This is a genomic window from Chryseobacterium ginsengisoli (assembly GCF_039542325.1).
GTDB lineage: Bacteria > Bacteroidota > Bacteroidia > Flavobacteriales > Weeksellaceae > Chryseobacterium > Chryseobacterium ginsengisoli.
Genome location: NZ_BAABHX010000003.1, coordinates 528354 through 542009 on the forward strand (window position 1 = coordinate 528354; position 13656 = coordinate 542009).

General features: G+C 32.1%; 11 protein-coding genes. 1 reads left to right on the plus strand and 10 read right to left on the minus strand.

Annotated features, from left to right (window positions below; translation table 11 throughout):
* Positions 1–51: 51 nt before the first annotated feature.
* From ABD940_RS11660 to ABD940_RS11685, 6 genes are all read right to left on the minus strand, one after another.
* Positions 52–351, minus strand: coding sequence for a hypothetical protein (locus ABD940_RS11660; protein WP_345203901.1), 300 nt, complete (start codon positions 349–351; stop codon positions 52–54).
* Between the two features lie 21 nt (positions 352–372).
* Positions 373–1038 (minus strand): carbonic anhydrase, encoded by a 666-nt coding sequence (locus ABD940_RS11665; protein ID WP_345203904.1) that lies wholly within the window; start codon positions 1036–1038, stop codon positions 373–375.
* Between the two features lie 329 nt (positions 1039–1367).
* Complete coding sequence (locus ABD940_RS11670; protein WP_345203905.1) at positions 1368–6386, minus strand: T9SS type A sorting domain-containing protein; 5019 nt, start codon at positions 6384–6386, stop codon at positions 1368–1370.
* A 454-nt stretch (positions 6387–6840) separates the two neighbouring features.
* Positions 6841–7398 carry a serine acetyltransferase gene (locus ABD940_RS11675; RefSeq protein ID WP_345203907.1) on the minus strand — a complete coding sequence of 186 codons (558 nt, stop codon included), beginning with the start codon at positions 7396–7398 and terminating at the stop codon, positions 6841–6843.
* A 42-nt stretch (positions 7399–7440) separates the two neighbouring features.
* Positions 7441–8589, minus strand: coding sequence for a glycosyltransferase (locus ABD940_RS11680; RefSeq protein ID WP_345203909.1), 1149 nt, complete (start codon positions 8587–8589; stop codon positions 7441–7443).
* Positions 8589–9146: an acyltransferase gene (locus tag ABD940_RS11685; protein WP_345203912.1), complete on the minus strand. Its 558-nt coding sequence runs from the start codon at positions 9144–9146 to the stop codon at positions 8589–8591. The genes ABD940_RS11680 and ABD940_RS11685 overlap by 1 nt, the downstream gene beginning before the upstream one ends.
* A 69-nt stretch (positions 9147–9215) precedes the next feature.
* Between ABD940_RS11685 and ABD940_RS11690 the strand changes: the two genes are divergently transcribed.
* The gene (locus tag ABD940_RS11690; RefSeq protein WP_345203914.1) at positions 9216–9446 is read left to right on the plus strand and encodes an acyl carrier protein; all 231 of its coding nucleotides are present in this window, start codon (positions 9216–9218) and stop codon (positions 9444–9446) included.
* Here ABD940_RS11690 and ABD940_RS11695 read toward each other — a convergent pair.
* The 4 genes from ABD940_RS11695 to ABD940_RS11710 all read right to left on the minus strand — a co-directional run bounded on the left by ABD940_RS11695 (position 9443) and on the right by ABD940_RS11710 (position 13574).
* Positions 9443–10072 (minus strand): GNAT family N-acetyltransferase, encoded by a 630-nt coding sequence (locus ABD940_RS11695; RefSeq protein ID WP_345203917.1) that lies wholly within the window; start codon positions 10070–10072, stop codon positions 9443–9445. The two genes, ABD940_RS11690 and ABD940_RS11695, sit on opposite strands and share 4 nt — an antisense overlap.
* Entirely contained in the window at positions 10069–11511 is a 1443-nt protein-coding gene (locus ABD940_RS11700) for an AMP-binding protein (protein ID WP_345203919.1), read from the minus strand. Before ABD940_RS11700 ends, ABD940_RS11695 begins: the two co-directional genes overlap by 4 nt.
* A 66-nt stretch (positions 11512–11577) precedes the next feature.
* On the minus strand, positions 11578–12735 hold the full coding sequence (locus ABD940_RS11705) for a glycosyltransferase (RefSeq protein ID WP_345203922.1): 1158 nt from the start codon (positions 12733–12735) through the stop codon (positions 11578–11580).
* A complete protein-coding gene (locus ABD940_RS11710; protein ID WP_345203924.1) occupies positions 12735–13574 on the minus strand; it encodes a glycosyltransferase family 2 protein in 840 nt (279 codons plus the stop codon). The genes ABD940_RS11705 and ABD940_RS11710 overlap by 1 nt, the downstream gene beginning before the upstream one ends.
* Positions 13575–13656 lie beyond the last annotated feature (82 nt).

The following is a 13656-nucleotide window of genomic DNA, read 5'->3' on the forward strand; positions in this document are numbered from 1 at the left end:
TTCAATATCAAAACGATATAGAATAAGTATCAAAAAATCTAACTATAAAAATTAAGCTTCCGGAGGCGGAGAAAATATGGTAAGTAAAGGTGACAGATGAAAGGAATCGTCTATCAGTATAAAAGATTTGTCTTCTACAGAAGGTTCAAAAAACTTCAGGTAATCGAATACGTCTAAAGTTTTTGGAAGTGTTTTTTCGTAAACAGTAAATGTTGTTGCGTGAGAATGTGGCTCTTCTTCATTCACTATCACATTCGTTCTTGTAAGATCCCAACCAAAAACCGCAGCAATACTTGGTAAAGCTGTGAAGTTAAGAAAGAACAGTAATGTAATAATACTCCAAAGTTTCATTTCACTCTTTTTTAGAAAGAATTATTTCTTTCGGCTCATAACCCAGTCTGAACTTGTAAGGTTGTAGATCTTTTGAATGTCTTTCAGAATTTTTTCGAAATCAATTTCAAGATCAATGATTTTACCTGTTCTAAGGTCAAAAACCCACCCGTGAACAACAGGATATTCTTCTAAAATATACCTTTCCTGTACACAAGCCATTTTTATAACGTTGATGCATTGCTCCTGAACATTTAATTCAACAAGCCTGTCATAACGTTTTCCTTCATCATCAATAGAATCCAATTCAGCTTGGTGTAATCTGTAAACATCGCGAATATTTCTCAGCCATGGATTTAATAATCCTAAATCCTGAGGTGTCATCGCTGCTTTTACACCACCGCAGTTATAGTGTCCGCAAACAATGATGTGTTTTACTTTCAGATGTTCTACTGCGTACTGAATAACAGCTGTAGAGCTCATATCCAAAGTATTCACCACATTGGCAATATTTCTGTGAACAAAAACTTCGCCCGGTTTTGCACCCATCAATTCTTCCGCTGTAGCTCTACTGTCTGAACATCCGATATACAAATAATCAGGATGTTGAGTTTTTGCTAAGTCATGAAAGAAATCAGGATTGTCTGCGATTTTAGACTCTACCCATTTTCTGTTGTTTTCGAAAATAACTTCGTACGATTGAGACATAATTTAAAATTTTAAAGATTTATAATTATTTATTTCGTTTAAATTATTTTCAAATTTAATAGATTAAATCAATAACAATGCAAAAATATAATTTTTGATTATAAAAGTAAATGTTTTTAACAAAATTTTAATATTAAATTTGAAAATATAGGGATTAAGCAAGTCAGAATATAAATTTGTATTCAGAATTACTATCTAAAAAAGCTATTTGATTATCAAATAGCTTTTTGAAATTTTATAAATCGTTATGATAATTTATCATTCTTAAGAAATAAAATTAATGGGAATAACCATTTTTAAGGATATTATTCCCATTATTGTTTCAAATTTTATTCTTTAATAATTTTTACTACGGTTTCGGAATTATTAATTCTAATTAGATATATACCTTGTATTAAAGAAGAAAGATCTGTTTTTTTGTTTTCAAATTTTCCTTCTCTTACTAACTGACCTGATACATTATAAATCTGATAAAAATATTCTTTATCATCTGAATTAATATAAAGCATATTTTTTACAGGGTTAGGATAAAAAACTAATGTTTTGTCTTTCTGAATTTCTTCAATTTGTTTTTTAGCAAAAGTATTTACTGCTTTTCCCGTCACATTTTTAGGTACAGCAATTACAAATGGTTCATATCTGGTGATTTCTTTACCATTTGCATCATAGTTGATTTTTGCGCAGCGACATGACATTGCGGCTTGAGGTCGGAATGTATAATTTGGACTAAAATAGAATAAATCTGTTGGATTAACTGCACTATTCACTTCAGTGAAAAAGTACATACCCAATGCTGAATCTCCGTTTGAAGCAGATGTCCATATCCCAGATATTGTAAAGTTTTCATTAACACCCATTGTATCTTTAAATAATAGTTTATTTCCATTATTTAATCCTCTTATACCATTATTAGGGAAATTACCAATGTTATAAGCTGAATTGTTGAAAATAAATCCATATCTAACATTTGCTCTTCCTGATCCTGTGGATCTTACATAACCTCCCAAATAGTTAATTCTATTGATATTGTAACTTTCGTTACGCACGGGATAAAGAGAGGAATTATAAGCAGGATCTAAACCATAATATTTATAGAGCTTTGTAATTCCGTTTACAGTTTTAGTTTCCTCAAATAGGGCATTATAGAACCAAGGATTATTACCTTTTGCATAAGATAAATAGCCATCAAAAATATTACCGCCTGCAACTGTAGCACCTTGCACGTCTGGAATTCTCCAACCTTCAGGGCAAGGATCATAAGGTGATTTTTCGGTTGCGTGTCCCCATCTTTCTGTAGCTAGCCCATTTTGATCTGATATCCAGTCTTTACTTGTTGAGTTGTTTTGATACATGAATACCGACGGATTGTTTACCGAATATTTTAGGACTTTTTTAAGTTTATCATATTGAGAATCACTTGCAGATATTCCACCAGAATAGGTAAGGTATTCTTTTGATTGATTGGTAAGATAATTATTTTCATCTATTGCTGTAGAATATTCAATACCATTGTTTTCGCTTGTCTGTCTATATATTGTATATTTTCTAAACAGATCTCGGGTTGTTCCGTTGCCTTGTGCAGAATGCTCATAAAATCCTCCTGCATAATAAAATACAGGTAAAGGATCTTTTCTTCCCCATTGAAAGTGCATACCTCCACTATCCTTAATTGTTTCAATGAGCGCATTTCCGGAATAACTTGGACTGCTTGCATTATAATAAAATGTACCAAAATTACCTGCTGCTTCAAGGTGCTGATTTAGGAATGTTCCCATTGCTCCCAAATCTCTATCCATTAAAGTTGTAGTTAAAGGAACTCCATAATAGCTTTTCACAGGATTTACAAATTGCCCGCTATCATCCTGAATGGTTCCGCCATTCGCAGCTTTTTCTGTTGTATATTCTGTCGCTGCCTGTATGACAGATTTCGGAGCCCAAATATGCCAGCTCCAAATAATTGGATCTACATTATTTCCATTTACCCATTGATTACCTGTGGAATTTCCTAAATGAAAAGCGATAACTGCATTGCCATATTTAGAATCATTAAGGGTTATTCTTATTTTTGCATTTTCTATTGGTCCGTTCCCATCAATAAGCTGAATGCTTGAAATTAAATCTTTATTTGTAGTCCAAACAACAGATGTAGATTTTTTATCTCCTAAAGGCATATCATTCGTTTCTGAAAGATACAACTTATACATTGCATATGCTTTTCTCAATGGAATATCAATTATTCTATCTTTGTCTGCCGGATTAGCAGTAGTAAAGGCTGAATTGGTATATTCAATATAACTGTTTGGCTCTTTACTCCAGGTTTTAAGGGTTTCTGTTGTATACATAGCTGAAGGAGATGAAACATATTCGGTTTCAAATTCTACAGGCATAAAAGAATTATTAGGATCTTTTATACAACGTACTCCTCTTGATTCGTAAGTGTTCAGTTCCTTATAAAGATTACTTGCAATCCTTTGGAAACCTACACTTGAATGATTAGGTACATTAGCAGCATCTGAAATAAGCAATAAACCTCTGGTTCCTGTAACTGGAGTAGTTGTTGGGTTACTCAAATCTATTGAAGAAAAGAATGTGGATGTATGTAGCCCTCCATCGCTGTGCTGATCCTGAAAACCAATAGTAGGTGTTTTATACAGTTTATTTGCATCTCTTAAATTATTTATTGCAGTAGCATCATGAGATACAGACATCGGTTGAGGATAATATTCATAATTACCGTTAATAGGAATCATTCCAAAATTTCTCTCTGACTGATTTGAGAATTCAAATCCATAACCGGGATATATTTTGATATTTGGATAATCAGAACTGGCTGTAAGATTTTGGAAAATCGTTGAGGTATTTGTTCCTAATTTACCCCAAGGACTTGTATTAGCTTCTGCCGATACAGATGAATATGCAGAAGGTACCCTCCATTGACAAGGACATGGATCATAAGGAGATTTCATCGCATATCTTTTACTTTCTTTAGAAACTAAGGGGTCTTGTGTATTAACATTACTCCATTTTCCATTTCGTGTATCCCCCCATAAATCCCAAGTAATATTATCAAGATGAGAAGTTGTACTTAAGTTTTTGTAGCTATTTTTTGAAAACCATGTGGTATTTTCTTTTCTATCCCAGCTTGCGCCATCGGGTGTTGTTATTTCTTGTAAGTAATTCTCACCGTTATTTACAGGTGTTTCACCTAGTTTATAAAGATAAATCGGTGGAATAATATAATTAACAGGGTTATTAATAGAGTATCTGATATTTCCGTTTGGAGAATCGAAACCAGTATTATTAGCTGCAGAGTACAGATTTCCTCTATATTTTGTTGGAATTGATCCTGTAAGGTTTCCAACTTCTCCTCTAATATTGTAAACTGTAAAATCTTTATAATTCGAAGGAAAAGGATCTTTTCTACCCCATTGGTATTGTAATCCTCCAGACTTGTGAAAGTTGCTTCCTGTAAACTTGTTAGTTGTAGCTCCTAAGTTTCTATCCATCCATTTCCAGTCTGAAACGACAGTTCCGTTTTTATCCTGTTCAAAACCTTGGTGATAGGTACTGCCATTTGTCGGGTCATCTGTTACCCAAATATGCCAAGTCCAATAAACTATATCATTTACCCTATAAGATACTACAGCATTTCCTTTTTTAATTTTATTAATAAGTACTTTAATCTTTGCATTATCTTGGCTTCCTTCTAATGAAACGGATTTTATTAAGCCAACTTCATCCTCCCAATATAATCCCGCTTTTTCTGTTCCGGTAGGTATCTTGGTATAATTACCTTGGTCGTTTTTCATCAATTCACCTCCCTTTTCCCACATCTCATAAGCTTTTTTTACGGGGATATAAAGACCGTCTACGTCTACTTCCTGACCATTTTTATTCTTTGTTTTTCCTGTAAAAATATAGCTGTTTGGTGCTAATGTCCAGTCTACAACTTTGTAGTCTGAAGATGCACCCGAATTTAAAGTATAACAGTTTGTTTTATACTCGGTATTATCGTCGTATGCCGTTGAACTTTGAAAAATTCCTGTATATTTTATAAACTTCGATATTTCTTTTTCAATATCAGATAATGTTCTTATTGTCTGATAATTCTGAGCTTTCACACTATTTCTTAAGGTTCCTACACCATAAAGTGTCATTTCCGGTGTATTTGAAATAGTTAAATGTTCTGAACCTGGACCTCTTCTAGCTCCTCCCTGATCGTTACCATAACCAAAAAGCATAGCTGGATAATTACTGTAACCAGTTAAAGATCTATAAGTTCCGTCACTTTTATATATTCTAAATCCTGTAGCGGCACTCGATACCATTACGACGGGTTCCTGATCATTAATAACATCTGCTAGTTTTTCAGTAATCGTATTAAAAAGATTAAAATATCTACTTTGTAATTGATTTGGGTTTTTGAAATTATGATAGCCAACACCATCTGCATCACCTTCCCATTGACTAAAATCTATCATGAAACCATTTGTAGAGAATTTACCCGCAAAAATATATACAGGGTCATCATAGCTATATAAATAAGGTGTAGGATGTCCTGCTTGACTATTATAGATAAATTGTGGAGTAGACCCTAGAGTAATATTGGTACCTCCCTGATTATCCATTTTAATAGATTTTATGCCATTTGTATCATTATTTAATGCAGCTGGAATAGTAGGAGAAAATACAACATCATTTTTTTTATTATCCATAATGATGTTTCCAAGCTTGTTCCAATAGTGAGCTGAAGTTACTCTGTCTTTAACTCCTGTAACTTTACCAGTCGCATCAGTAGTTAATGTTCCTTCTTTTCTAGGTGTTAAAAGCATTGTGTATTCATTCTCGTCCAAGTCACAGAAACTGTTTGCATAATCCGAAGCCTTGTAATGACTTATAGATTTGTCCCAGGTAATACTGCTAAAATTGTTGAGATTAGAAGTAGAACTTAATTCAATTTTAACATTGTAAGAACTTAATGCTGAAGCAGGTAACTCAAGCATTGCAGTGAGATTTTCATTGTATTGATTATAAGAATACAAAAGCTTAGTCCAGCCAACAACCCAGTTTCCTTGAGCGTCTTTGTATTTGATAGTAAGTTTTACATCATCTGATGTGAAAGGTTTTTTTAATTTACCATCAATAATAACCAATCCTTTTTGATTTACAGTTTGTTGGATTACAAAACCTGGATCAAGGTCATAGCTGTACGGAGGTAAAATTGTCTCCGTACCTTTGTTCATTACTGCTTTTCCATAGTCGTGGATGACGAGTGTCTTGGAAGCAGCATGAACAGAAACGACACAAAGTGCCGCCGTAAAAATCTTTGAAATCGATTTTTTTCTCATACTTGTATAATTTAAACGTGTTTTTATTTGAAAAAGAAAGCGGAATTAAATAGTTATGCCAGTAAATATCATTATTCACATAAGCAAACAATCAATGTATAGACAAAAACGAATGTCTTCTAGTTAATTTCTGTTGAATTATTTTCTGAAAAAGAAAATATTTGTGCCGATGTATGCAATCTGGAAAATTGCAAAATGCAGGAAAGATTTTTTTTCATGGTTGTGTTTGTTGTTAAAAATTTGTGTTTGTTTTTTCTTTATCAAGAATAAGGAAATATTTTATCTCATATTCGTGATAGTATGTTTTGCAAATATGAAATAAAAAAATAAATTTCACAATAGATTGAGAAAAATAATCGCCTTATTTAATTGAAAATAAGTATTTTGTATTTATTTTTTTAATGTAAAAACGAAAATTATAAAATATTTTTAATTAATAATGACAAATAGGGATTTAAATTTTATTATTAATATATCCTTCCGTTGCATTTTCAGTAGAATAAATTTTTCCGGGATTTCCCATTACTACGGAATTTGCGGGAACATCAAAATTCACATAAGCATTCGGAGCAATAAGAACGTTGCTTCCGATGGTAATTCCTCCGACGATCACGGCATTCGTTCCAATCCATACTTCATCGCTGATGATTGGGAATCCTTCGTTTTTTCCGCGATTTTGCTGCCCAAGTGTCACTCCTTGAGCAATATTGCAGTTTTTCCCGATTTTTACTTTCGGATTGATGACCAAACTTCCCCAATGTCCCAGATAAAAACCTTCTCCAATTTCTGTTTCAGGATATATTTGAAAGCCGTATTTGATCTGATAATGTCTCAGAATAAACTTCCAGATAATATTTAGAACCGGAGTTTTTCTGTATTTCTGAGCTTTTCTTAAAATGTAAATAAAATGAAGATTCGGATTGATACATTTTGCCCAAATTTGAAATGTGGAAAGCCATTTTCCACTTTCCCGGTAAAAATCTTTTTGAAGAATAGAGTGTTGATCTGCCATAAACAATGTAGAAAATCTACGTTTTTAGAATGATTAATTTAATTACAATTCGTCTAAAATAGAACTGATTTTATTTACTGAATTTTCAAGATTAAAAGGCATTTCGTAATCTTTCAGTTTTTCGGAATATGTTTCAAAACTTTCAGGCTGAGTTAAGGCTTTTTTCATTCCGTTATAAATTCCTTCTTCAGAATTTTCCACAATTAAACCTAATTCACCATTGTTTAACATTTCAGCTGAACCGGAAACTTCTGTGGAAATAATTTTCTTTTTTAACGTAATCGCTTCAAACAAGACAGTCGGAAAACCTTCATATCTCGAACTTAAAATATAAAAATCTGCCTTTTTGAAATAAGGATAAGGATTATCTGTAAAACCCAACATTGTTGCCGTTTCATCAATGCCAAGATCAGACTTTAATTTTTTAATATTTTCAAAATCGTATCCGTCACCAACGATTAAAACTTTATGTTGAAAACCTTCATCCAAAAGCTTTTTGTGCACTTTTAATAATCTGTCAAAACCTTTTTGTGGAAAAACCGTCCCAACAGAAATAAATGTGGGAACATTTTCATCAAATTTATAATTTAAAACAGGCTGATCAGCTTTTGAAATAAATTCTTCCGTGTCTAAAGGATTATAAATTTTTACAATTTTCTGCTTTTCAGCTTCATCTTTTGCCAAACTAAAGAAAAGCTGTTCAATTTTTTCAGAAATTACCATGATTTTATCAAAACCGAAAAACTTACGGATCTCATCATTGGTATAACCTTTTACTTGTGAAAGATCATTGTGAATCCAGACGATTTTTTTTGAAGATTGTAACGGTGAACCTAGAATTTCATCACGCATTCCATGAATGGCGGCGAATTCGATGTCATATTTTTTATTTTTTAATTTTCTCTTATAAAGAAGATTCGGAAATTTTTTTAATATTTTTTCATGAATTACTCTTGCCGCTTTTCTTGGAATTTCATGAGGGCGATTGGTTGTGATCATTTCTCCTTTATGCAGATGTAGAATATTAATCCAATCGGGAACTTCGGATAAATATTTTCCGGAATAAAGGTTTAATAATAAATCAATTTCGTATTTATCTTTCGGAAGATTCTTTAAAAAAGTGACCAAAACTTTTTCTGCGCCACCATGACGAAGCGAACCAATACGGATAAGAATTTTCTTTTTTGGCACTATCTTGCAGTTTTGAATTTTTCAGGTAAATTCTGGATCAACCACTGATTTAATTTTTTTCTGTCTTTTTCAAGGTCAATTGGGTAGTCTACTGTTGTTTTTTTCAAGACATCAGCATAATCTTCAATTTCGCAGACATATTTTGCAGGATTTCCGGCATAAACAGTATGTTCCGGCATCGATTCAGATAATACGGAGTTGGCTCCCAACACACAGTTATCTCCAATTTCTACATCCTGCAAGATCACAGAATTACTTCCGATAGCGCAGTTTTTCCCAACCTTTATTTTTCCGAAGTTTCTTACATTTTCGTATCCTTCAAGCTTTCTGATATTGATGGTAGCTCCTGAATGAGTTACAAAAGTTACTCCGGAAGCAATTCGGGTTTCATCCCCGATTTCTACTAAAAAAGGTTCGGAACCAAAGGAAACATTATTTCTCACCACTGCATTTTTTCCTAGCTTCAAACCATTATTAATGCACACTTTCAGGTAAATGGAATGTTGAATATCCTGAATGGTGGTGGAGATTTTATTTAAAATTTTATAAATCATCATAGTAAAGCAAAAATAGAAATTATTTTATAAATTTGCTCGTTCTAATATATTAACATAATTATAAACACAATGAAGATCGAGCAATTTTGTGACCTGCTGAAACAAGAATTAAACGAAACGACCAACATTACATCTGAAACCAACTTCAAAGAATTGGAAAGTTACGGTTCGTTATCTGCTGTTTTGGTAATGCAGCTGGTTGAAAATCAGTTTAATGTAAAGTTAAATCCTAGAGGTTTCAGAAGCGTAAATACAATTAATGATCTTGTAGAAGCTATCGGAACCGAAAAATTCGATTAATTTCCTAAATTTTTACACAATAAAGTTTTCTGAATACAAGGATAAATCTTGTTTTCAGGATTGTCTATGCTGAATGTTTCTGTAGGTTTAAAATCAAACTTAGCATAGAATTTAAACAAGAAAGGGCTGCTTTCCAAAACATCTAGATAAAGTTCTCTGTTTGTCTGCTGTGCTTCAGTCGCCAAATGATTGATCAACTCATCAGCAACACCTTTTCCTCTGAATTTATCATCCACAAAAAGATATTCAAGAAATTTTTTATTTTCCTGATGATTTCGGATGCTCGGTAAAAGCTTTGCGTTTTCAATAAACGAATTCAAATGTTCACTTTTTAAATGAATTGGGAATAATTCTCCTTTATTTTGATAATAATTTGAATCTGTGAAAATAAGGGCACACATTCCTGCATGTTCTCCATCAACTTCTGCGATTGTATAGCTGTTTAGTGAAAATTCAGTGTCGAAATTTTCTTCATCCAAAAAAAACTGTTCCAGATAATTATATGTTGTCTGATTATCAGTTTCAAACATATTGCTGAATGTATTGGTTTCTCCTGTGTTTTCAATGGCAAAAATACCTTTGATAATAAAATAAATATCTTCTCGGGTTGCTTTTCTTATAATCATACAAGAGATTTTTTTAATTCGTTTCTGTCTATTTTTCCGGAAGTGTTGGTTGGAAAATTTTTTACTTTGATGATTTTTGAAGGAATGCAATAATCAGGTAAATTATTTTTTAAATGATCATTAATTTCTTCGTCATTAGAATTCATATCATTAATAAAAAGAATCAGATTATCATTATCATTTTGGTCTTTGTGAATAACAGCAACACTGATTGCATTTTCTAATTTTTGATTTGCAAAATATTCTATCTCCGCTAATTCTACACGGAAACCATTGATTTTAGCCTGAAAATCTATTCTATTGACATAAAAATAATCTCCGTCTTCATCTTTTAAGCACCAATCCCCGGTTTTGTAGTATGTTTTTCCGTCTTTTTGAATAAATGCTTCGTTGGTTTTTTCTTCATTTTTCCAGTAAAACTGGGTTAAAAACTTTCCGGATAATAAAAGTTCGCCTTCGTTGGCATTTTCATCAATGAAACTCATATTGCTATTTTCCATTGATTTTCCAATACTTATAATGCCTTTTTTTTCTTTTATAGGAGTTTCAACTTTATAATTGGTACAGAAAATGGTGTTTTCTGTAGGTCCGTAAACATTATGAATTGAGGCATTTGGAATGAAATTTTTCCAGCCTTCGATTTGTTTTACCAACAAGGCTTCACCACAGAAAAGGTTTAAACGTAAACTTTCGTTTTGAATAGAAGGGTCAAGATATGGAATAATTAAATTCAAAATACTTGGAACCATGAGAGCAACTGTAATTTCGTTTGCTTCCAATAAATCTAATATCTGTAAGAATTTTGTTTCTTTTTTATGAAGACCAATAACTTTCGCTCCATTTAAAAAAGGAATTAAATAACTCATTACAGAAAGATCGAAAGTCAATTCAAACATCTGTAAGACGTTATCTTCAGATGTGAGTTTTCCAAAAGTTGAATGGAAAGATTCCGAAAAATAATATAAGTTTGAAAACTGAATAGGGACACCTTTTGGATTTCCTGTACTTCCGGATGTGAAAAGAATATAGGCATTATTTGTTAAAGTCGAATCTTTCGGAGGAAGTACCTCAGTTTCAAATGTTTTTTGAGTATCAATAATATGAATGTCAAAATTATCTTTTGTTTCAACTGAACTTAAAATCGTATCGATATCCGCTTGTTGAATTACACTTAAATTTTTAGTTAAAGGAAAATCAGGATGAATGGGAACATACGTTCTTCCTTCAAACCAAACCGCTAAAATTGATGCATACATATAAACATCATCTGTAAGGTAAATCCCTATATTCTGTGAATTTACATTTTGAAGCTGATGTCTTATCTGGTTTGATCTATTTAAAACGTCTTCGTAAGAAAAATTTTTATCTTCAATTTGGAGGCAGTCGTTTGTTTTGTGTTGTAAAAACGATTGGTATAAATTTTCTATAAAGGGATTCATCGATGAATATTTGTGTGCTGTTACATTTTTATATCAAATTTATGAAAAAGCAATTGATAAGGGAGTTTATTTTTTTAGAACAGTTTCAATAATTTCTTCGACAGCGTCAAAGATTTTTTTGTTGTCGAAACGGTCTTCAATATTTTTTAAATTCTCCTGAATATTTTCAACGATATTTTTATTGGTTAAAAATTCTTTTATACCGTTGTACAAACCTTCTTCAGAATATTCTGTAAGATAGCCTGTAATATTATGGTCGATCATTTCAGGGATTCCGCCGACGTTTGTTGCTAAAATCGGTTTTTGAAGAATCAGGGTTTCTGCAATAATTAACGGCCATCCTTCACTTTCTGACGGCATAATATAAAAATCCGCATTTTTTACATAAGGATAAGGATTCATTTGTGTCCCTAAAAGTTTGAACGAATTCTGAACTCCCAATTCTTCGATTCTTTTGCTAAGAATTTCATAATCTTCACCATCACCAATGATATCAATATGGTGAATAAATCCATCATCCAACAGCTTTTTATGGGTTTCCAGAAGCGTTCTGTAGCCTTTTCTGAAATGTAATCGTCCTACTGAAATAAAAGTCGGGATATCGCCGGATTCAAGAGTGAACGCTTTTGCTTTAACTTTTAATTCTTCGATCGGAATTGCATTTAAAACAACTTTTCCGGGAGGAAATTTTTCATTCGGAAACTTTTCGTCCAAAGCATCTTTACATTGCTGAGATCCATAAATAATATAATCAAACTGTTTCATATTATTAAAGATCTCTTCACGATAAGCATCAAACCCGGGAAGGGTAAGATCGGAGTGGAGCCATGCAATTTTTTTTGAATTTTTGTTGGTTGAATTTAATACAGACTTATAAATTGAATAGGTTGTTGCAATTTCTACATCATATTTTTCATTCAACAGTTTGTCTGCAATTCTTGGGTCTTTTTCAGCTTTATTGAGTTTTAATTTCCTTTTTGCCAACTGGAGTTTTTGGATAAGAGGATTTTTAGAAAAATCTTCCTTGCCTTCAGTAAGAAAAACTTTCCTGATATGTTTTGGAAATTCGTTTCTAAGCTCTCCCTGATTTATATTTAAACAAATCGTAAAATCAAACTTTTCTCTGCTGAGGTGATTAAGCATGCTTAAAACTACCTTTTCTACACCTCCCATTTCCATAGAACGATGTCTGAAAAGGACTTTTATTTTTTTGTTATCTGACATTAACTGAAAAGTTTTTGTAAAATAATAATTAATTTTTTCTTGATACGGAAAGAAATTTTGTTTTGATACTCCAACAGTTCGTAAATATCCTTTGAAGTGGTGTATTCCTTTGGGATTGGTTTTCCATTTATTAATTTTAATTTCCGGCGTTGCATTGCATTGAAAATTACTTTTGCAAAATATTCGCGGGACTTTGGTCTGTTATCATTCTGAGAGATTCCTCCTGAATGAAGTCTGTACAAATAATTTGTTTCATTAATAAACTGGACTTTTCCTTTTTCATACATTTTCAGATATAGATCCTGATCCTCAGCAATTTTCATTACTGTATTCATTTTCTCTGTCTTATTGTAAACTTCTTTTCTGAAAGATACAAAATGAACAATATTTACAGGACAATTAAAAAAATATAAATTGTTATTAATAACCTGTTGAGCAATTTTAGGAACTTCGACAGGCTTAAGGTTTTCATCGCACTTTGCAAATTTAGTGTACGTAAGAATTACATCTTTTTTCTTCTCAAAAACTTTAATACTGGAAGAAAGAGCATTGGGCGTAATGGCGTCATCAGGATCTACAAAACCACAGATATCTCCGTCTGCAAGTTCGATAAGTTTGCTCTTTGTAATGCCGACTCCGCTATTTTCAGAGTTTTCAAAAAACCTGAAACGTGCATCTTCTCCAATTATTTTTTTGATGACTTCTACAGAATCATCCGTGGAAGCATCATCTAAAATTACGGCTTCCCAATTTTTGTAATCCTGTGCAAGAATCGAGTTATAGCATTCCTTAAAGAATTTTCCATTATTGTAGTTGGCAATTAAAACAGAAAATTTCATCCTTTTTGTGTTAATAAATTTTTACAAAGATAATTATATCCTAAAGATAACAGAAAAATCTTTATTTTTGTGTCCTAAATTT

Bases quoted from the DNA above. Each gene is read 5' to 3' on its own strand.
- ABD940_RS11710 (WP_345203924.1), bottom strand. From the start codon at position 13,574: ATGAAATTTTCTGTTTTAATTGCCAACTACAATAATGGAAAATTCTTT.
- ABD940_RS11665 (WP_345203904.1), bottom strand. From the start codon at position 1,038: ATGTCTCAATCGTACGAAGTTATTTTCGAAAACAACAGAAAATGGGTA.
- ABD940_RS11670 (WP_345203905.1), bottom strand. From the start codon at position 6,386: ATGAGAAAAAAATCGATTTCAAAGATTTTTACGGCGGCACTTTGTGTC.
- ABD940_RS11675 (WP_345203907.1), bottom strand. From the start codon at position 7,398: ATGGCAGATCAACACTCTATTCTTCAAAAAGATTTTTACCGGGAAAGT.
- ABD940_RS11695 (WP_345203917.1), bottom strand. From the start codon at position 10,072: ATGATTATAAGAAAAGCAACCCGAGAAGATATTTATTTTATTATCAAA.
- ABD940_RS11660 (WP_345203901.1), bottom strand. From the start codon at position 351: ATGAAACTTTGGAGTATTATTACATTACTGTTCTTTCTTAACTTCACA.
- ABD940_RS11705 (WP_345203922.1), bottom strand. From the start codon at position 12,735: ATGTCAGATAACAAAAAAATAAAAGTCCTTTTCAGACATCGTTCTATG.
- ABD940_RS11690 (WP_345203914.1), top strand. From the start codon at position 9,216: ATGAAGATCGAGCAATTTTGTGACCTGCTGAAACAAGAATTAAACGAA.
- ABD940_RS11685 (WP_345203912.1), bottom strand. From the start codon at position 9,146: ATGATGATTTATAAAATTTTAAATAAAATCTCCACCACCATTCAGGAT.
- ABD940_RS11700 (WP_345203919.1), bottom strand. From the start codon at position 11,511: ATGAATCCCTTTATAGAAAATTTATACCAATCGTTTTTACAACACAAA.